The following is a 19,311-nucleotide window of genomic DNA, read 5'->3' as shown; positions in this document are numbered from 1 at the left end:
ATTATAATCAAATGATTGAATGCTTAAAATTCAAAAGTAAAAAACAAACTTTCATAATTATATAGTTAATAAATTATAAATAAAATTCGCAAAAAGAAGTTTGGCTTTCTGAATAAAATTTACAATTATTTTATCTTTTAGCTCGTTTAACTAAAGTAAGTACTTTTTCTCTCAGTCTTTAGTCCAAAATCTTATTTATCTATGGCACTTTATAATTTTAATGTGCTATTATTATAAAATGAAAATGAATAAACTATAATCCATATTATGAAAGTAGGTTAATTATGATATTGCTTGAATTGATAAAAGGAATCATTCTAGGAATTGTCGAAGGATTAACTGAGTTTGCACCTGTATCTTCTACTGGACATATGATTCTTGTAGATGATATGTGGTTAAAATCAACTCAATTTTTAGGTTCAGAATCTGCGTTTACCTTTAAAATTGTAATTCAACTCGGTTCTGTATTCGCAGGTGCCTGGGTATTCCGTGAACGTTATTTTGAAATGTTACATATAGGGAAATATAGATCTGAACCTATCGATGGCATCGGTCAAAAACCTAAACGCTTAAACTTACTACATATTATCATTGGTATGATTCCAGCAGGTATACTTGGTTTAATGTTTGATGATGTTATTGAAAAATATTTATTTAGTGTCCCAACAGTCATGATTGGATTATTTATCGGTGCAATATATATGATTATTGCAGATATATACAGTAAAAAAGTTACGAATCCACAAACTGTAGACCAAATTAATTATTTCCAAGCTTTTGTAATTGGTTTATCCCAAGCTATCGCTATGTGGCCTGGTTTCAGTAGATCTGGTTCTACAATTTCTACAGGTGTGCTCATGAAAATGAACCATAAATCTGCTTCTGATTTCACATTTATTATGGCAGTTCCTGTAATGTTAGCAGCAAGTGGTTTATCTCTAGTCAAAAACTTTGAATATATTCATTTAAATCACATCGGTTTTTACTTCCTAGGGTTTATCACAGCATTTATTGTTGGTTTAATTGCCATTAAAACATTCTTATTCTTAATTAGTAAAATAAAATTGATTCCATTTGCTATTTATAGAATTGTATTAGTCATTATTATTGCAATCCTTTACTTTGGTTTTGGTATAGGTCAAGGAATCAGTGGACAATAAAACGGTTAGAGGCTGAGACAAGTAATTTGTCCAGCCTCTTCTTAAATTTCATGTCCAAAATTGCAGAAATAATTTCCATGAAAGTACGTGTATTTACCGTTTATTATGATGTATTATGGGGTAATAAGTAGATAGTATAAAATTATTGGAGGCAACGAGTATGGACAAAAAGCAATTAATTAAAACAATCATCACAGTAGCGCCTGTGTTTTTAGTACCGTTAATCGTTGAACGTAAACGTATTAAAGATCATCCAGATGTTAAAAAAGCTAGTGATGCAACTGCTAAAGCTTCAAAAACCGTAGCAAATAAATCTGTTCAAATTAAGGATACAGTAGTAGATAAATCTGCAAATGCAAAAGATTATGTTATTGATAAAAAACATAATATGGATCAAAAACGTGAATTAAAACGTATTGCTAAAGAACATGATCCTGCTTACATTGAGAAAAAAGGCGAAAAACTTGAAAAAGAAAATCGTAAAGAAGCAGACAAAATGAAAAAGAAATTACAAAAAAATATAGAAAAACGCCACAATGAAGAAGAAAAAAAACGTCAAGATAATCAAAAACAACGCATTCAATCTATGAAAAAATCTAATAAACATATGGAAAAAGTTGGCATGACACCAGGAAAATTAGACAAAGAGACAGAACAAAAAGGCGAAAAGCTAGAAAAAGAAAACCGCAAAGAAATAAATAAATTCAATAAAAAATTACAAAAAAATATTGATAAACGTCATAAAGAAGAAGACAAAGCTCGCGAAAAAAATAAAAAAGACCGTTTAGCGGAGTTCAAAAAATACAAAAATTATGTTGCTAAAAGCATTGTAAAGCAAAACAATGAAGAAAAAGGTAAATAATTATTATGACTCAAGTCATCATTGATGGAGATGCTTGTCCTGTTACCAATTCTGTTGTTGAATTGACAAAAGGGACAAGCATCTTTGTTACCATTGTCCGAAGCTTTAGTCATTTTTCTTTAAAAATGCAACCTGATCACGTCAATGTCATTTATGTTGATGATGGCCCGGATGCAGTCGACTATAAAATTGTTAAAATCACGCGATCAGAAGATATTGTAATAACACAGGATTATGGACTTGCAAGTTTATTATTAAACAAAGCTAAAGTTGTGATGCACCATAAAGGATTTATATTTGATCAAAATAATATCAACACTTTGTTAGAACAACGACATGCGAGTGCACAATTTCGAAAAAGTGGCGGGCGCACTAAAGGCCCATCTGCTTTTACAACAGATGACATTGCGATATTTGAACAAAAATTTTTGTCTATAATTAATGATGTGTCATTATTTACGGAGGAATAGAATATGAAAAAAATTGCTGTTTATTGCGGTGCTAGTAAAGGTAAAGATGAATCTTACATGAAACAAGCTTACCAATTAGGCACTTATATGGCTAAACATAACTATGAATTAGTATTTGGTGCTGGTTCTGTTGGTATTATGGGAGCTATTCAAGATGGCGTATTAGATCACGGAGGTAGTGCTATTGGCGTGATGCCAAATATGTTAAATGAACGAGAAATTACTAGTACAAGACTAAGCGAACTCATTTTAGTTGATTCTATGCATGAAAGAAAAAACAAAATGGCAGAATTAGCAGATGCGTTTGTCATGGCTCCAGGAGGCGCTGGTTCTTTAGAAGAATTCTTTGAAATGTATAGTTGGTCGCAAATCGGTATTCATGAAAAACCAATCGCTATCTATAATATCAACGGCTTTTTTGAGCCTTTGCAAACATTGATTGACCATATGATTCATGAAGGCTTTATCGATAAAAAATATCAATCGCTGGCACCACTGTGTAACAATCCTGAAGCACTGTTCGAAGCGATTCATAACTATGAACCATTAGGTATTAGAAGTTACGACTAAATTTTAAAAGCAGAGATATGTGTGCACTACAAATGCCACTACCTCTGCTTTTCTTATGCTTAAAATAGTATTGCCAGTAATTGTTTTAATATTATTAATGCAACAATCACAATAATTATTGCTGAAAATTTATTTAATATTAAAATATATTTGCCTCTTTTATCAATATTACCTACGACTTTACCTGCAATTGCCAAAAATATAAACCAGATCCAAGAAACAGCAATTGTCGTGATTGTAAAAAACATTTTATCCACGCCTTCATATATTGCTGCATTCGTTCCTATAACACCAATAGTATCCATAATTGCATGAGGATTTAATAATGAGACTGACATGGCAAATCCAATTTGCTTTCGCGCGGACATTGATTGATAACGTTCAAGCGTTTGTGGTTTTTCATGCCATAATGACCAGGCCATGTAGCTAAGAAAGATAAAGCCGACACAATAAATTACGATTTGTAACATCGGTAGTGATAGTAATAAGACTGACACCCCTAATACAGCTAATACTATTAATAATGTATCACATAACCCTGCAGCTATAATTACTGGTATAGTCTTAATTAATTGTTTTTGGTTTGCTCCTTGGTTAAATACAAATACATTTTGTGCGCCTAAAGGTAAGATTAAACCCAAAGCTAAAAACAAACCATGAATCATTGGTTGCAACATATTATCTCCTCTTTCTTCAAAACTAAATTATCATTAAACCGTACCAGTTTTCACTCAAAGTTAACTAAGACAAAATATGATATTCATAATACATAATCATTATTTATCGTTATGTATTTATTGACACATGATACGTGTGTAGTCAATAAATGAATGAATCTTATACACTAACCATAAGCTTTAAATATTCAAATATGAGTTACGACCATTTTTCTATATATAATCATGATACAATATATTTAATTGATTTTTACCAACCAGTTATAATTTTAAAAACCCACCAATTACTTAAAGGAGATTTAGCATGTTCATGCCAAAATATAAAGCAATTATTGATGATATACTTTCGAAGATTAAAAATGGTGATTTAGAAGCAGGTATGAAATTACCTTCTCAGAGAAATTTGGCAGCTCAATATCGCGTCAATCGTTCAACTATTATTCAGTCCTTAGAAATACTACAAAGTTATGGAATTTTAGAAAGCAAAGCACGCAAAGGGTTATACGTTTCGAAAAGTAATTGGAATACTTATATTAATCATAATATGAATTGGCATGACTACATTAAAAATAGCGCTTCTAAAAATAATCAATACTTTATACAACGAATTAACGAATTAGAATTCGATGCGCATATCTTACGTTTAAGTACTGGTGAACTCAGTCCACAATTAATCCCAAACAAGCAATTTCAAGATATTTTTTCAAAACAAACGACTACTGCACTTAAAACTAATTATGAACACCCCTTAGGTAATTTAAATTTAAGAAAAGCAATTGTAAATCATGTTAAAAAATTGGGGATTGAATGTGATGAAGCAAACATTTGCGTCACTTCAGGTGCATTGCAAGGATTAAAACTCATCGCTGATGGTTTACTGATTCCAAATTCAAAGATAATTATAGAAACGCCCTCATATATAAATTCTGTGCATACATGGCATAACATTCGAGCAGATCTTAGGTTTTTGACAATATCTAAAATCAAACAACAAATTAACACTATTTTCAATGCTAAAACACTATATAAAAATAGCATTTTTTATTGTATACCGACTTTACATAACCCTACACAACACTCATATACGCAAACAGAAAAATATAAATTAATTCAACAATGCCAACAAACAGGAATCCCTATAGTAGAAGATGACGTTTATGGCGACTTGTGGTTCGAAGGAGATCGTCCTCAACCTTTAAAGTCATTAGAAGAAAATGATAATATCTTATACATTAGTAGTTTATCTAAAACAGTAAGCCCTGGTTTAAGGGTAGGATGGATTATAGGTAAACCATCAGTTGTTATGCACTTAGCGGATTTGAAAATGCAAAATGATTATGGTGCCAGTTCATTATCACAATTTATCGCAACTGAATGGCTAAATAACCCTTTATACCATGAGCAACATTTAAATTATTTAAAACAAGCACTTATAGAGAGACGTGATAAATTTTTAGCATCTTTAAATCAACATTTTCAAGATTTAGGTACTTGGTCCATACCTAAAGGTTCTTATTATATTTGGTTCAAATTAAATGTACCAATAAACATGAAAGAACTGTTCGATTTAGCGATCCAAAACCAAATTTTAATTAATCCAGGCGAAATTTATGATAAAAAAGCACAATATCATATAAGATTTTCTTATTCCTATATAAACATTGAAGATATAGAATTTGCATTACAAAAATTAAGCCAACTTATTAAAAAACTAACATCAAGCAAAACACTTTAAAACACAGTCACCATACCGCTTTTAAGTCGTGCTGACGCCTAGGGAAATGATATGAATGAGAGACTAATGGCTTGAATCACATTCCCAGGCAGGCATGGACGATACAAAATCATAGTAAACAAAAAGACTAATCCATATATTAAAAAATGGATTAGTCTTTTTCATAAGAATAGGATTTATACCCCATTACTTATTTACAATTTTATTTTGCTTGTTTTGTTAAATCTTTATAATATCTAACATGTCTTTTAAGTGGATGATACTTACTTAATTCTGGATATTCAAAGAAATCATATAGTTTCATACCTATTTTTTCCATAACCTTACGTGAAGGTTCATTATTTTCTGAAGTAAATGCATAGACCTCGTTAATCCCCTGCTGTTTTGCATATTCGAGTACCGCTTCTGCACCTTCAGTAGCGAAACCATTCCCCCACACTTCGGGGATCAAACGCCAACCGATTTCATAGAATGGTAGCTCATCAAACGTATACTTGCTGGCTTTAGGTACATAGTTCAATCCGATAAAACCAAGCCATCCATTTGTTTCTTTTAATTCAACAGCAAAAAGGCCTATATCATGATTGATAATAATATCATTCATCTTTTTCATATCATGTTCTGAACGTCGAAAACTTAATAAACTTGGAAAATATCTACGGACTTGGTGATTCGCGTTCATCTGCTGAAATGGAAGTAAATCTTCTGCTTGCCAGTCCCGTAACCTTAAACGCTCAGTTTCTATATAAACTGTCATACTGTTACACCTCTAAACTGGAAATTAAATTTCTATAGAAAATAACGCGTTATGATTATTCTCATACCGCGCTATCACATGGATTAAACATTGCTTATGCTCTTGAAATATAGCTAATCAATTCAACGTTTACAGCTACTTCTTTCAACCGACCACGTTCACTTTTGGGCGCCGTAAATGTTGCATCTATGAAATCATTTTTATGATTTAATTTGTAAGTAGCTACAAATGTATCTGTATCAGATTCAAAATTGGGTAAATGTGCAATAACACGTTTAATTTCACCAGTCGAATCTTTGATTTCTCTACCAGTAATACTTTCAATTTCTCTACCTAATTCTGGGAGCGTAATTGAACGCCCTTCTAATAATACAAAATCTTTTTCATGCATCGTTATTCCCTCTTTCTCCTAATGAAAAATGATTATTTATAAACTGCGTATAATAAATGATTCATTATAAAGTCACACTTAATATAAGGTAATACTAAGCAACTGACTCATAATTTCAAATCTATTTTTTAGAAACTTTTTATATTCATTACGTTAATGATACCCATTATAACAATTTGTAAAACGATAGTACAATAATTTCCTGGGAAATATTGCATGAAATCCATTTGTAACGCAATTAGTATAGAAGCTTATGTTTCAGCATTAACATCTTTTTCTAAATTCTTCGACTTATCTTTCAGTTTATCTTTCTCTTTTCTAAGTCTTCTTTTTGTTTTTTCAAATCTTTATTTTGTTTTTCCAATTTATCAATATCTTTCTCTAACGTTGCTTTTTCATCATTTTTCCCACATGCAGTCAATAAGACAGTGGATGCTAGTATGAGTGCTAAACATTTCTTCATGTAAGAACTCCTTTTGTTAATTTCATAATAATAATATAATTTTATCATTATTTTTACTCATCTTCATTATTTATTCTTAATCTTTTATTCATAGTCACCGTACTTATATAGTATCCAAGTTTAAAATTCAAATCTTTCATGGCGTGGTTGTGATTGACTACCGTGCTTTCAATTTCTGAAGCACCCCTACTATATGCCCATATTTCAACCTCTTTTTTTAATGCTTTCGCGATACCTTGATTTCGATTGTCTTCCGAAACATACATCATTTCAATAATAACCTTTTGATATTGCTTTAGATATCTTGCCCAAATAAAAGCAATCATTTGTTGGTCTTGTATTTCGGTAATCACAACATCAGTATTGGCTATTAATCCATTTTCAATCATTTCTTTACGTAATGCAACAGAAATAGTAGTGTTTTGATAATGCTCATACTGTTGGTTAAGTTGTCGTTCATGAATTTCCGCAATTTCATTTAAATATTGTTGATGTGATTGTTTTAAATACTCCATTATTACTCCTTTGAAAGTGTTATTGATTTATAATACTATTTTCGTCATAATTAGCATTATAAATATATTTTATATATAAGAAGGAATGCCAAATGCCAATGAAATCTACTGATAAATTAATGCGTGAAAACAATGTGAAAGCATTGCGCTTAAATAATACAGACAGAGATACGTTTGAAAACTACATGACTTATGTCAGAGCTGATTTGAGTGTCAACCCACATGATTCTGAAAAAATGTTAAACCGTGTTTTAAATCAGTTATTAGAAGCTGAAAAGGATGGCACATTAGCAATGGAATTCTTTGATCACGATCCTAAAGCCCATGCCAAAAGAGAACTTAGACGTTTACCAAATGAAACAATAAGAAACATTTTCAAATACATTATGCGTCATATTATGCTTTTTGTGGGTATTTTTTGTTTTCTCAAAGGGTTTGCTGGATTTTTTATTGGTGCAAAACGACTATATTTATATACTTTCCCGCTTACTTTAATCGTAGGTATTGCTATCATATTTTTCTTTATTTGGATGTTATTTAAAACTGTACAAATACGTTGTTTTAATACATCACACTTATCTTGGTTATTAACATATCTCGTTTTACTTTTATCTGTATGTGGAATATTTTATGTCTTTTTCATTCCACAGATGTTTTTAACTGTAGGCCCTTATTTATTAATTAGCAATTGGACTTTTATTATCATTTCATTTATATTCATTCCAATCGCATTATATATCGATCATCATTTTACTAATAAAAACACCAATGCTTCATTATAAATACTATTAAAAAACACGTTAGCACAAGCTTCTAAAATTCGAGAAGTGGCTGACGTGTTTTTAGTTTATGTTTCACCTATGTTGTTATATTTTCTTTCTTTTCTATTGCAATATTAATAAATAAGAAAATAAGACCAATCACTGTTAGTATCGGCGCAATTAAACTTAACGATGCAACTGGTAAATTTGTTACCACGACACCTCCGATAAATGCACCCAAAGCATTACCTAAATTAAATGCTGATTGGTTAAGTGTACTCGCAAGTGTTGGTGCATCTTGTGAAATTAACGTACTTTTATATTGTAGCGACGGACTCATACTGAAACCGATGAGACCGAAAAAGAAAATACCTGCTACCATTAATAATCCATTCATTTGCACAAAGTATAATAAAATGAAATATAAAATAAATACACTAAATATTATTTTTAATGCCTTATTTAAATTCCAATCTGCAAGCTTTCCACCTACAACATTACCTAATGTGACCCCAATACCAAATATAATCAATAAATATGAGATTAAATTTTCTTGTACATGTGACACATCAATGAGCACTGTTGATATATAAGTAAAGTAAGCAAATACACTACTAAATCCGAATAATGTAACAGCTAAGGTTAACCATAAACGCTTTTCTTTTAAAATTTTCAGTTCATTTAATACAGATGATTTAACTGTTTCTTTTTTCATCGGTACAAATATGATAATACCTATTAATGCTAAAGCTCCGATGACTGATATAATAATAAATGTCATTGGCCAACCAAAGTTTTGTCCGATTAAAGTTCCAAACGGCACGCCTAAAATATTACTCATGCTTAAGCCCATAAACATTAATGCCATCGCACTCGCACGCTTTTCTGGCTTAACCATACTCGCTGCTAATATTGAACCTATACCAAAAAATGAACCATGAGCTAATGAAGTAATAATTCGACTCGTCATCATAAAGCCATAATTCGGGCTAAATGAGGCTGCAATATTTCCTACAATAAATATCGCCATTAATGCCAACAATAAATATTTTCTATTCCATTTAATTGTTAACATCACAATGATAGGCCCACCGATAGCTACACCTAAAGCATAACCTGTAATCAGTTGCCCTGCTTGGCTTACACTGACATCAAAATCTCTAGCAATGTTTGGCAATAATCCCATAATTACAAACTCTGTCATTCCGATTGCAAAAGCACCGATTGCAAGCATCCATATAGCAATTGGATATTTCATTTAAGACTCCCTTCCTTTTCCGCTTTTTAACACATGTGAGTGATTATACTAAAGTAGTAATTACGAAAACAAGAAGATTGCTTAAATTTCACTTTATTTATGCTATAAGTGTGCTCACCATGATTTTACACCGTTTGTAATATCTTTCATCACATAGATTAATTGATTAATAATGCATCTATGAAAAACCAAACAACCATAATAATCATTATTATCGCTTGAGCGATGGAACTTGCTAAAAATGCTACTACTGAACCAAAACTTGCCTTTAAAGCTTTAGAAAAATGCGGCTCTTGTATAAATTCAACTACTAACACAGCTATAAATGGAATAATAATTATTCCAAATGGTGGAAAGACAAAACAGCCTACAATAACACCAATCAACGCTGCATACTCACTTAATTTTGATCCGCCGAACTTGCTGACAAAATATTTATTCATAATGAAATCTGCAATAATGATAAATATTGTGAACAATGCCATCGATACATAAAATATCCAAGACAGATGATGATTGTCAAAGCCGAATTGATAAATTAAAAAACCAATCCATAATACAAGTACTGACGGTATGATTGGCTTTATTAAACCAATAAACGCTAAAATAAATGATGCTATAATGCATAACCATAAAATCAATGTCATTTCTATCTACTCCATACTTTCTTCTGTAAATTTTTGTTCTTTTGTAAAATATATTAAAATCATACCTAAAAAAATTGAACCTGCAGAAACAAAGAACACATTACCTAAGCCTACCCAGTGACTCATTACACCACCGAGAAGATTACCACATAATTGTCCGATAACCATCGCATTCGCAAATAATGTAGATGCATAACCAGGAAAATCAGGTAAAATATCTTGGAAATAACTAATCCCTAATCCAAGTAAAATAGCTAGAAAAATAGCTAGAAACACCTGCCCTATTATCATCATGATCAGACTATTAAATACGCCTATACTAAAATAAAATAATCCCCCGAATAATCCCCCAAGTATCAATAGCGTACGTGTCGACAATTTAGCAGATAAAATGCCTAATATGACCATGAAAGGTACTTCAAGTCCTGCACAAATACTAGCTAGCACACCTACTCGACTTTCTGGTTCTTTCAAAAAGTTCGTCACATACAATGGCATATTCAACGTGTACATCCATTGTCCTATATGTAATAAAATAAAAGCTAAAAAGGGTACAAATAAGACCTTGTCACGTAACATATTAGGTGCCGCCGCTTCAACATGTGTACTATCTGCTACTGGACGCTTTGTTTGAATATCTTTAAAGAAAAAAACTTGTAATAATAGTGTGAATAATATGATTGTTATCGTTCCGCCAAATAAACCCGCATATCCTTTAAAACTAAGTAACAATGCACCAATAAGTGGACCGAACAAGAAACCAAATGAAAACATTGAACGTAATACAGCGTTAGCAAATTTCGCTCTGTCCTTTGATGTAGAAGTATTGATTGATTCTCTTGCTGACGCATACATCTGAGGCATGGCTGGGGCAAAACAACCTTGGAAAATGGCATACATTACTATAAAAACCCAGATTTCATGAATGTAAAAATAAATTGAAAAGCTGACTGCCCCCATAAAAAGTGCAGTAATAATAATTGTCTTTCTGTTGATACTATGTGTATCAGAAAAGCGTGCTACAATTGTATTCATTGTAAATTGACTAATTGCAGCTAATGCTAGTAGCAACCCATATTGGGTAGAAGTCATACCTAAATCATTTGTAGCAAATAATACCAGATACGGTACAGTAATGGCGATGCCCATACCTAACATCATCATATTAACGACAAATAATTTGTAATTTTTTATATGTAACAATTCACTAAACATTTAGCGTCCTCTATTCCTATTAAATTCATATAACTCTTCACAAAGTTATATTTATCAATGAACCAAAATATTCAATTATCTAAAATTGTTATTCCACGTATTCCATTATTAAATTAATAAATGAATCAACTTGCGGCAACTGTAACATGCTTGGATCATAGCTCAAATAAGTAGAACGAATCAGCGGTTTATCGTCTATATCTACGCGTTGAAACGCAAACTGTTCCCTATCTAAGTGTTTCATCATGATTTCCGGCAATATGGTCACGCCAACGCCATTTAATAACATTTCTTTACATGTCGCCACTTGATCAACCGTAATCATCGCATGATAATCTTGACCAATTTGGCTGCCATACCATTCTTTAATTTGATTAATGTATATAGGATCAGCCTGAAATTCGATAAACGGCATCTTTTCTACTTCATCATTACGATTTTTAGGATGTATAAAATAATGTTCGTCGTTAAATAAATGCGTGTTGCTTAAATTCATCATTTTATTCCCACGAATAATCATCACATGGTAATCTCTATGATTAGCTTTAATTTGTTCACTCGATCCTACTTGAACTTGGATTTCTACATTTGGAAATTGTCGTGTATATAAATTCAATACTACCGGCAACAACGTTTGCCCTATTAAGGATGAACAACCAATAGAAATCGTACCATTTACTTCACCGATATGTGCTTGCATCTTATCTAAAAACAGACGCTCTCTATTCAACATATCACGTGCATGTTCAATAATCATCATGCCTTCAGTCGTCGTTATTAATTGTTTTTTTGTACGAATGAATATGTCGACGCCAAATGCATTTTCTATCGCTTTTAATCGTTGTGTTACTGCTGGTTGAGAGATGTATAAAATTTCCGCTGCTTTTCTGAGCGTTTTCGTCTCATCTAATGTAGTTAACAAGCGATAATCGTCAATCTTCATAATTATCCCCCTATTTTTTACGAATACTAAATATCTTTATTTATGGTGGCCTTACTTTTATTTACTTTGCGCTAATGAATCACTTTTAATACTCTTCAATTCTCGCAGTGTTTACTATAACATGGTTAACGCTTGACTAATATAGGGAATTTTTTATAACAATTTCAAGATTATTGAGATGCATTAGAATCTTTTATCTTACTTTGATGTGATTTGCTATTATCTTGATTAGAATGATTATGATGCTTATTGTAATTTTTTATTGGCTTATGTTTAGCCTCATTGTACACAACGTTTTTATGCTTTTTGCCTTTAAATTTATGTTTATTAAAAGAGGATTGCTTTTGAGATTTCGACTTTTGTTTTATTTTATGGAAACAATACATAATTTTATTCTGCATAGTTGTAAAATCTGTATCAATTTTAATCATTAACTGATGCGCGATAATATAAGCTTCGTGATATTGCTTCTTGGTTATTTGGCCTTGGTTTAACGCGCGTAACAAATCGTCTTCATCAACAAGTTCGTATTCTCCATTAGGTAATGCTAATACGTCCAAGCATAAATCAATCGTACGTGCATTTCCTTTTTGCGTAACGTTTTTAATATTTATGTCAAAGTAATATTCTAATGGATTGCCATTGTCGTCTAACATCACTGTGATACTATAACGTTTTTTTTCAGGTAATATTTGTAACCACTGATAGTTATCATCAGCCACAACAATATTTTGTCCTACGACCGATACTTCTAGAGGTTCACGTACCTTTTTCATCGTTACTAACCCAATAATACCTTTAAATTTGTTATTATTCACTTTGACTTCCGTATATTCTCGGTCAATGATGCGACGCCAGTGACGTTTATCAATATATTTTACTTTCACTGCCACCAACTCCTTGTCATTATTATATAAAACTGAACCTTACATGTCATCTTATGTTTGTTACATTTAAATTTTTAATTAATAGCGAGTAGATAATTATGTTTATTGTACTATATTTCATAGTGCAAAAGCGAAATTGACAATTGTTGAGAAGTTTGTTAAATTTTTAATATATTTTTCAGAAAATTCTTTAAAAAGGGAGATAGCCATATGTCAACGTCACAAAGACCATTTAGAGCAGATCACGTAGGAAGTTTACTACGTCCACAACGTTTAAAAGATGCACGTAAAGATTATCAAAATAACGTTATTGATGCTCAAACATTAAAAAATATAGAAGATGAGGAAATTGAACGCATCATAGATAAACAACTAGAAATTGGCTTACATAGTATTACTGATGGTGAATTCCGCAGAAGTTGGTGGCATTTTGATTTCTTAGAAAACCTAGATGGTGTTGAAGGTTACACATCAGAGCGTGGTTTAACATTTGAAGGTGTAGAAACTAGAAATCACAACGTCAAGGTGGTTGATAAAGTTACATTTAACCCAAATCATCCCCATTTTGAACACTTTAAATTTTTATATGAAAAGGTAAATGGCCGTGCAACGGCAAAAGTTTCTATTCCAAGTCCAAATCAATTGTTCCATCCTAATATTTTAAACGAAGACATTTATCCTGATATCAATGATTTTGCGCATGATGTAGCAAAAGCTTATCACGATAGTTTACTAAAATTCTATGATCTCGGTGCACGTTATATACAACTAGATGATGTGTATTGGGCAAATTTAACATCAGGAACACAAAATACACGTGGGCGTGATAGAAGTGAATCTGAAAAAGAAGTTGCACGTCAACTCGCTTATAAAGTTATCAATGAAGCAATCAGTGGTTTACCAGAAGATTTATTGATCACAACACATATTTGTCGTGGAAATTATCAATCTACGTGGGCTATTTCTGGTGGTTATGAACCAATCGCTCCATATCTATTTAAAGAACAATTAGATGGTTTCTTCTTAGAATATGATGATAATCGCTCAGGTGATTTCGAACCTTTAAGATTTTTCCCAGAAGATCGTTCATTTGCAGTGTTGGGATTATTCACATCAAAAAATGGTGAATTAGAAGATAAAACCACTATTTTAAAACGTATAAAAGAAGCACAAAACTATATAGATTTAGAACAAATTTGTCTAAGTCCACAATGTGGTTTTGCTTCTACTGAAGAAGGCAATAAATTAACTGAAGAAGAACAGTGGAAAAAGTTAGCTTATATTGTTGAAATTGCTAATGAAGTTTTTGGTACATCAAAATAATATCAATAAAAAACTCGTACTACTTTCACAACTGTTTTAACGAGAAAGTAATACGAGTTTTCCTTTATATTTAACTATTAATGTCAATTATTGATAAAGCGTAACGATCATTGATGTGTTTTAAGGCTGGATATGTTTCATTTAGCCACTCTTTACTCAATAACTCAAAATGTTTAAATTCAAATGCTGGATGACACATGCAACCAACAAGCGCATAACCAGCACAGTCTTCAATAGACGATGCAAAAATTGTGCCCTTTGGAACAACATGTTGCAATACATCACCACTTTCGATGTTGGGGCCAACTGTTACTTTTTGATAATTGCCATCAGGGTATATCATGTGAACAGTCAAAGAATCTCCTGCATGATAATACCAGATTTCATCAGCATCTATTCGATGAAAATGTGATATATTATCGTGCGTTAAAAGAAAGTATATGCTCGAATAAGCCGATCTTTGATTTGAGCTAGTCGGTACCGCTTTGATAGTCTCTTTATAATAGCCACCTTCTGGATGCGGATGTAATTGTAATTGGTCAATCCATTTTTGTACTTCTTGATTTTTATTCATGCTATTTCAAATCCACATTATGGAATACATTCTGAACATCTTCTAATTCTTCTAATGCATCAATTAATTGTTCAAATGTTTCCTGATCTTCTGCTGATAACTCAATATCTGACTGTGGTAACATTTCAAATTCCGCTACTTTAAATGTTTCAACACCTGATGCACGTAATGCATCTTGCACTTGGGCAAATTGATCAGGCTCAGCATATACAATGGTTAAACCATCTTCATCAATGACATCTTTAACATCTATCTCTTGTTCCATTAAACTTTCCAAGACATCATCCGCTGACTTGTCTTCAACACCAAATACTGCAGTGTGTTCAAACATATAAGCAACAGATCCAGAAACTCCCATATTACCTCCATTTTTACCAAATGCAGCACGAACATCAGATGCAGTTCTATTTACATTATCAGTAAGCGCATCTACGATTATCATAGAGCCGTTCGGGCCAAACCCTTCATATCGCAACTCATCATAATTTTCTTCGCCGCCACCTTTAGCTTTTTCAATAGCTCTATCTATAATATGGTTTGGTACAGAATATGTTTTTGCTCTTTCTAGAGTTAACCTTAATGCTTGGTTTGATACTGGATCGGGCTCACCAGATTTAGCCGCTACATAAATTTCTTTACCAAATTTAGCATAAATTCTACTCGTATTCTTATCTTTTTGGGCCTTTTTCTCTTTAATATTATTCCACTTACGTCCCATAATGTCATCTCACTTTCTAATTAAATGCGTGTGTCAGTACATCATATTATACAATATTTTTATTATATCACATAGACTAACCTACTACTTTGCTTGTATTTTTTATTACGTCTCTCGAAATATCTATACCCTTTGGCAACTTATTAGTTTGTATCAAACATTGATCGTTTGTCACATAGAGCATCAACTATATAGAATGAATTAGTTCCCTTTAACGTTATACATCGGTAATTTTAAGATATGAAAACCGCTTCTTTGAGTACTTAAATACATATTAAAAGTGATTTTAAAACATATAAAGAACCACTTCCCAACTTGTTGGGTTAGTGGTTCTTATGCATGAGCTAAAGCTCAGGTAATCCTTATTACCACTTCCCAACTTGTTGGGTTAGTGGTTCTTATGCATGAGCTAAAGCTCAAGTAATCTTTAATGCCACTTCCCAACTTGTTGGGTTAGTGGTTCTTATGCATGAGCTAAAGCTCAGGTAATCCTTATTAGAGGATACGACGAAATCCATTTAATAAAATTAAATTTCTGTCCTACTTTCGTCACGAAGTATCATTATACTATTTAATATTTGTAACTGATTAAAGCTTTATTGTCATTATGTAAACATGAATTTTTAATATTTTAGTCTACCTGTGTTTCAATTTCATCTAACAAAGTGTGATACTTCCTATCATTTTCTTCAGTCATCGATAAATAAACTTTTCTCTCATCTTTTGTCGAACGTAATTTGCTTACACGATCTTGGTTAATTAATCGTCGAATTGATGCCAACACTTTTGTTCGACTCAAATCGAGTTCAGTCGTCGCAATTTTTAAAAATGGCTGCATCAGCATGTTTTGCTGTTGACAATTTTGTTGTATTATTTCCAAAATAGCAATGTCATTCATTGTTAGCTTATATTTACTTTCTATATAAGACATTACTTTATTATATTTTTTATAAATTTTTAATAACTGCGCCTTTTTTTCATCATTCATTGTTGCTACACCTCCAAATGCTAGTAAGCAATACAATTTCATTATCTCTAAAAAAAGTAACTCTGTCTTTATCATTTATTTTTTATAGCTTTGTCATTATTACGAACAGCAGTAAATTGAATATCACAAAACATGTTAAATTAATTATATAATTTAGGATTAAGCATTTATTTATAAATATCAATAATGTGTACAGTATTATGATCAATTGCTACGCTTAAAGATTTGTCGTTAAATGAATGTTCGAAAACATTTATGCGTGGCTGATTATATGATTCAATTTTTTCTATAAATATATCAGACCATTGATATTTCTCGCGCAAATTGCAAGGTATCACACAATTGATATTTCCATGTGCATTATTATATGTCTCTTTAAAAATTAAATATTTTTTTCTTAACTTCAAATCCTTGAAATTGATATTAACAGACATTTTAGTTGTATAGTGTTTTGAAACTTCATTTTCCATAATTTGCCAATCACTGATATAAACGCTAATTTTATCCACTTGATCAATAATAGTATAAAAATCATGTTCATAAACTGTATAACGTGTTTTTTCTATTAAGCGATGAAACATAGTTCCTACCAATGTACGGAAACCACTTTTATCATATAAGTATAACGCCTCATTTCCGTTCATTTGCTGTATCAAATCTACACCTATGCCTGAAAAATGTTTTAATATTCTTTTAAACACACCGACTAACAATGGCGGACTCTCAATAATATTCATTGGCTCGTCATGCAATAAAAAATTATTTCTTACATTTAATAAAAAATAATACCTATCTTCCAAACACATTTCTGCCATGATTTTTCTTATATAATTAAATTTAAAAATTTCTTTCGTCAACAGCATTTCATGTGATTCATTAAAATATGGCACTGATAACTTTTGATTATCTACAAAATAGTAATCAAAACCAATTCTCTTTAATTGTACTTCCATCATTTTAAAAGCATCTGGTTCATTAAATAAACGAGTAATATCAATACCAAATTTTACATTCTCTCTAAATTGTTTAATTTTGATAATGTTCCGGTATATCTCTTTTATTGACATTGTACTTAAATCAAAACAATAGCTTATCTTTTTTAGTAAATCTTTGTTTAAGTTTGTGCTAGTTTGCAAATAAGCCGCGTAGGGTTTGCAAATCTGATTCAAATATATTTCAACATCTTGACTTTCGTAGATTTTAAGTACCAAATTAGCATTGTTTGATATGATAAAGTCAAAAGCATTATATGTTTTTTGTTCAGAAATGTATTGTTGAATATCTTTTACGTTGATATTGCAATAAATATAAATCTGTTCCTCATTTTCAAACAAATAACTCATTTTAGGATCAGTATACAATTGGTATAACTCTGCTATTGTGTAAATTTGAATAATCATGGATGAATTACGATTATCCAAAAAATGATCAGTACAAATACTAATTTCATTGTTTTGTACATAACTATCTTCTAATTTTGCAGTAAGTTGAGTCTTTATTTGATCTTTAAATGTGTCATTCAATGTTTCATAAGGAAAATATAAATACTTATTGTATTTTGAGAGTTTACGATATTGATTAGGTGTGTAACCGTAATATTGCTTGAATTTTTTACTGTAAAGTGCTGCACTACTAAAACCGTATAAATCAGATATTTCTCCAATGGTATGTTGACTATCCAATAGCTCTTTCATAGATGCCGCCAATTTTAATGTATCCACATAAGTTTTAAAATTCATATCTAGCTTACTATAAAATTGACTAGATATATTTGATTGTGAAATAAATATATGGTCAGCAATTGACTTTAATGTTAAAGGCTGCTTCAAATTACGATTTACATAATCAAGTATTTCTCCAGTAATACCAAAGTATGCGTGATCAGTTTGTTGGGATAAATAATCCGAATCTACTTTAGCTTCATTAGCAATAATTTCAACAATTTTGACCATGTAATTTTCATAAATATCATAACTTAAAGTATCGTTCAAATAGTGTTTCGTCAGCTCAATTAAGGATTTAGTTAATTGTGCTGTAGACTGAATCAACTTAGAGGCGTATTGATAATCAAAAAAAGGATAACCTCGTTCTAAAAACCAATCACTCGCTATATATAATAAAATGGTTGCTTCATTGCGTTTAATGCTAAAAATTTCTGTATGGTTTACGATTAACAATTCCGTTTCAACTTTTATATTAGCTGTAAATTGTTGAATTTCTAATACTCCTTTTATTGGCAATAATACTAGTATGCCATCTGTTACACGTTTAGTAGGATAAAAATTATTAGAAATAATATTTAAACACTTTACTTCCATATTCCAACCTCTCTCATATTCTGTTATACACCATACATATAAAATCATTTTTATAAAATTGATTATTTCTTTTATATTT

General features: G+C 31.2%; 21 protein-coding genes. 7 read left to right on the top strand and 14 right to left on the bottom strand.

Features of this window, described 5'->3' with window-relative positions:
• Window positions 1-284 precede the first annotated feature (284 nt).
• From CD150_RS02410 to CD150_RS02395, 4 genes are all read left to right on the top strand, one after another.
• Window positions 285-1,160 carry an undecaprenyl-diphosphate phosphatase gene (locus CD150_RS02410; RefSeq protein ID WP_073343286.1) on the top strand — a complete coding sequence of 292 codons (876 nt, stop codon included), beginning with the start codon at window positions 285-287 and terminating at the stop codon, window positions 1,158-1,160.
• A gap of 160 nt (window positions 1,161-1,320) precedes the next feature.
• Window positions 1,321-2,022 carry a hypothetical protein gene (locus CD150_RS02405; protein WP_073343290.1) on the top strand — a complete coding sequence of 234 codons (702 nt, stop codon included), beginning with the start codon at window positions 1,321-1,323 and terminating at the stop codon, window positions 2,020-2,022.
• A 5-nt stretch (window positions 2,023-2,027) separates the two neighbouring features.
• Entirely contained in the window at window positions 2,028-2,492 is a 465-nt protein-coding gene (locus CD150_RS02400) for a YaiI/YqxD family protein (protein ID WP_073343293.1), read from the top strand.
• Between the two features lie 3 nt (window positions 2,493-2,495).
• Complete coding sequence (locus CD150_RS02395) at window positions 2,496-3,062, top strand: LOG family protein (protein WP_046207358.1); 567 nt, start codon at window positions 2,496-2,498, stop codon at window positions 3,060-3,062.
• Between the two features lie 59 nt (window positions 3,063-3,121).
• Here the strand turns inward: CD150_RS02395 and CD150_RS02390 are convergent, their stop codons facing one another.
• Window positions 3,122-3,739, bottom strand: a complete 618-nt coding sequence (locus CD150_RS02390) for a LysE/ArgO family amino acid transporter (RefSeq protein WP_073343296.1) — start codon at window positions 3,737-3,739, stop codon at window positions 3,122-3,124.
• A gap of 304 nt (window positions 3,740-4,043) precedes the next feature.
• On the opposite strand from CD150_RS02390, the gene CD150_RS02385 reads away from it, so the two are divergent.
• The gene (locus CD150_RS02385) at window positions 4,044-5,474 is read left to right on the top strand and encodes an aminotransferase-like domain-containing protein (protein ID WP_073343297.1); all 1,431 of its coding nucleotides are present in this window, start codon (window positions 4,044-4,046) and stop codon (window positions 5,472-5,474) included.
• Window positions 5,475-5,676: 202 nt separating this feature from the next.
• Here the strand turns inward: CD150_RS02385 and CD150_RS02380 are convergent, their stop codons facing one another.
• The 4 genes from CD150_RS02380 to CD150_RS02365 all read right to left on the bottom strand — a co-directional run bounded on the left by CD150_RS02380 (window position 5,677) and on the right by CD150_RS02365 (window position 7,600).
• Entirely contained in the window at window positions 5,677-6,231 is a 555-nt protein-coding gene (locus tag CD150_RS02380) for a GNAT family N-acetyltransferase (RefSeq protein WP_064209553.1), read from the bottom strand.
• Window positions 6,232-6,325: 94 nt separating this feature from the next.
• Window positions 6,326-6,622 (bottom strand): hypothetical protein, encoded by a 297-nt coding sequence (locus CD150_RS02375; protein WP_046207354.1) that lies wholly within the window; start codon window positions 6,620-6,622, stop codon window positions 6,326-6,328.
• Between the two features lie 298 nt (window positions 6,623-6,920).
• Complete coding sequence (locus tag CD150_RS02370) at window positions 6,921-7,085, bottom strand: SA0632 family lipoprotein (RefSeq protein WP_240621210.1); 165 nt, start codon at window positions 7,083-7,085, stop codon at window positions 6,921-6,923.
• A 53-nt stretch (window positions 7,086-7,138) separates the two neighbouring features.
• Window positions 7,139-7,600: a GNAT family N-acetyltransferase gene (locus tag CD150_RS02365; RefSeq protein WP_064209554.1), complete on the bottom strand. Its 462-nt coding sequence runs from the start codon at window positions 7,598-7,600 to the stop codon at window positions 7,139-7,141.
• Window positions 7,601-7,698: 98 nt separating this feature from the next.
• On the opposite strand from CD150_RS02365, the gene CD150_RS02360 reads away from it, so the two are divergent.
• Window positions 7,699-8,382: a DUF1129 family protein gene (locus CD150_RS02360; RefSeq protein WP_046207554.1), complete on the top strand. Its 684-nt coding sequence runs from the start codon at window positions 7,699-7,701 to the stop codon at window positions 8,380-8,382.
• A gap of 76 nt (window positions 8,383-8,458) precedes the next feature.
• On the opposite strand, the gene CD150_RS02355 is transcribed toward CD150_RS02360, so the two are convergent.
• From CD150_RS02355 to CD150_RS02335, 5 genes are all read right to left on the bottom strand, one after another.
• Window positions 8,459-9,619, bottom strand: a complete 1,161-nt coding sequence (locus tag CD150_RS02355; RefSeq protein WP_046207351.1) for an MFS transporter — start codon at window positions 9,617-9,619, stop codon at window positions 8,459-8,461.
• 158 nt (window positions 9,620-9,777) lie between these two features.
• The gene (locus CD150_RS02350; RefSeq protein WP_073343300.1) at window positions 9,778-10,266 is read right to left on the bottom strand and encodes a DUF456 domain-containing protein; all 489 of its coding nucleotides are present in this window, start codon (window positions 10,264-10,266) and stop codon (window positions 9,778-9,780) included.
• A 6-nt stretch (window positions 10,267-10,272) separates the two neighbouring features.
• On the bottom strand, window positions 10,273-11,481 hold the full coding sequence (locus tag CD150_RS02345) for a sugar efflux transporter (protein WP_073343302.1): 1,209 nt from the start codon (window positions 11,479-11,481) through the stop codon (window positions 10,273-10,275).
• 88 nt (window positions 11,482-11,569) lie between these two features.
• The gene (locus CD150_RS02340) at window positions 11,570-12,424 is read right to left on the bottom strand and encodes a LysR family transcriptional regulator (protein WP_046207348.1); all 855 of its coding nucleotides are present in this window, start codon (window positions 12,422-12,424) and stop codon (window positions 11,570-11,572) included.
• Window positions 12,425-12,594: 170 nt separating this feature from the next.
• Window positions 12,595-13,311, bottom strand: coding sequence for a ribonuclease FAU-1 family protein (locus CD150_RS02335; RefSeq protein WP_064209555.1), 717 nt, complete (start codon window positions 13,309-13,311; stop codon window positions 12,595-12,597).
• Between the two features lie 210 nt (window positions 13,312-13,521).
• On the opposite strand from CD150_RS02335, the gene CD150_RS02330 reads away from it, so the two are divergent.
• The gene (locus CD150_RS02330) at window positions 13,522-14,634 is read left to right on the top strand and encodes a 5-methyltetrahydropteroyltriglutamate--homocysteine S-methyltransferase (RefSeq protein ID WP_073343304.1); all 1,113 of its coding nucleotides are present in this window, start codon (window positions 13,522-13,524) and stop codon (window positions 14,632-14,634) included.
• 70 nt (window positions 14,635-14,704) lie between these two features.
• On the opposite strand, the gene CD150_RS02325 is transcribed toward CD150_RS02330, so the two are convergent.
• The 4 genes from CD150_RS02325 to CD150_RS02310 form a co-directional block, all read right to left on the bottom strand.
• The gene (locus tag CD150_RS02325; protein WP_073343307.1) at window positions 14,705-15,208 is read right to left on the bottom strand and encodes a cupin domain-containing protein; all 504 of its coding nucleotides are present in this window, start codon (window positions 15,206-15,208) and stop codon (window positions 14,705-14,707) included.
• Window position 15,209: 1 nt separating this feature from the next.
• Window positions 15,210-15,926: a YebC/PmpR family DNA-binding transcriptional regulator gene (locus CD150_RS02320; RefSeq protein WP_046207344.1), complete on the bottom strand. Its 717-nt coding sequence runs from the start codon at window positions 15,924-15,926 to the stop codon at window positions 15,210-15,212.
• 631 nt (window positions 15,927-16,557) lie between these two features.
• Entirely contained in the window at window positions 16,558-16,914 is a 357-nt protein-coding gene (locus tag CD150_RS02315; protein WP_070657608.1) for a transcriptional regulator, SarA/Rot family, read from the bottom strand.
• A 167-nt stretch (window positions 16,915-17,081) separates the two neighbouring features.
• Complete coding sequence (locus CD150_RS02310; protein ID WP_073343310.1) at window positions 17,082-19,232, bottom strand: helix-turn-helix transcriptional regulator; 2,151 nt, start codon at window positions 19,230-19,232, stop codon at window positions 17,082-17,084.
• Between the last annotated feature and the right edge of the window lie 79 nt (window positions 19,233-19,311).

The organism is Staphylococcus ureilyticus, from assembly GCF_002902235.1.
GTDB lineage: Bacteria > Bacillota > Bacilli > Staphylococcales > Staphylococcaceae > Staphylococcus > Staphylococcus ureilyticus.
The sequence above is the reverse complement of the archived record's forward strand: the minus strand, read 5'-3'. Positions and strand labels throughout refer to the sequence as shown.

Excerpts from the sequence above, each read along its gene's own strand:
- CD150_RS02320 (WP_046207344.1), bottom strand. The coding sequence starts at position 15,926 with ATGGGACGTAAGTGGAATAATATTAAAGAGAAAAAGGCCCAAAAAGAT.
- CD150_RS02355 (WP_046207351.1), bottom strand. The coding sequence starts at position 9,619 with ATGAAATATCCAATTGCTATATGGATGCTTGCAATCGGTGCTTTTGCA.
- CD150_RS02390 (WP_073343296.1), bottom strand. The coding sequence starts at position 3,739 with ATGTTGCAACCAATGATTCATGGTTTGTTTTTAGCTTTGGGTTTAATC.
- CD150_RS02350 (WP_073343300.1), bottom strand. The coding sequence starts at position 10,266 with ATGACATTGATTTTATGGTTATGCATTATAGCATCATTTATTTTAGCG.
- CD150_RS02365 (WP_064209554.1), bottom strand. The coding sequence starts at position 7,600 with ATGGAGTATTTAAAACAATCACATCAACAATATTTAAATGAAATTGCG.
- CD150_RS02385 (WP_073343297.1), top strand. The coding sequence starts at position 4,044 with ATGTTCATGCCAAAATATAAAGCAATTATTGATGATATACTTTCGAAG.
- CD150_RS02405 (WP_073343290.1), top strand. The coding sequence starts at position 1,321 with ATGGACAAAAAGCAATTAATTAAAACAATCATCACAGTAGCGCCTGTG.
- CD150_RS02375 (WP_046207354.1), bottom strand. The coding sequence starts at position 6,622 with ATGCATGAAAAAGATTTTGTATTATTAGAAGGGCGTTCAATTACGCTC.
- CD150_RS02380 (WP_064209553.1), bottom strand. The coding sequence starts at position 6,231 with ATGACAGTTTATATAGAAACTGAGCGTTTAAGGTTACGGGACTGGCAA.
- CD150_RS02315 (WP_070657608.1), bottom strand. The coding sequence starts at position 16,914 with ATGAATGATGAAAAAAAGGCGCAGTTATTAAAAATTTATAAAAAATAT.
- CD150_RS02370 (WP_240621210.1), bottom strand. The coding sequence starts at position 7,085 with ATGAAGAAATGTTTAGCACTCATACTAGCATCCACTGTCTTATTGACT.
- CD150_RS02340 (WP_046207348.1), bottom strand. The coding sequence starts at position 12,424 with ATGAAGATTGACGATTATCGCTTGTTAACTACATTAGATGAGACGAAA.
- CD150_RS02400 (WP_073343293.1), top strand. The coding sequence starts at position 2,028 with ATGACTCAAGTCATCATTGATGGAGATGCTTGTCCTGTTACCAATTCT.
- CD150_RS02310 (WP_073343310.1), bottom strand. The coding sequence starts at position 19,232 with ATGGAAGTAAAGTGTTTAAATATTATTTCTAATAATTTTTATCCTACT.
- CD150_RS02330 (WP_073343304.1), top strand. The coding sequence starts at position 13,522 with ATGTCAACGTCACAAAGACCATTTAGAGCAGATCACGTAGGAAGTTTA.
- CD150_RS02395 (WP_046207358.1), top strand. The coding sequence starts at position 2,496 with ATGAAAAAAATTGCTGTTTATTGCGGTGCTAGTAAAGGTAAAGATGAA.
- CD150_RS02325 (WP_073343307.1), bottom strand. The coding sequence starts at position 15,208 with ATGAATAAAAATCAAGAAGTACAAAAATGGATTGACCAATTACAATTA.
- CD150_RS02410 (WP_073343286.1), top strand. The coding sequence starts at position 285 with ATGATATTGCTTGAATTGATAAAAGGAATCATTCTAGGAATTGTCGAA.
- CD150_RS02345 (WP_073343302.1), bottom strand. The coding sequence starts at position 11,481 with ATGTTTAGTGAATTGTTACATATAAAAAATTACAAATTATTTGTCGTT.
- CD150_RS02360 (WP_046207554.1), top strand. The coding sequence starts at position 7,699 with ATGAAATCTACTGATAAATTAATGCGTGAAAACAATGTGAAAGCATTG.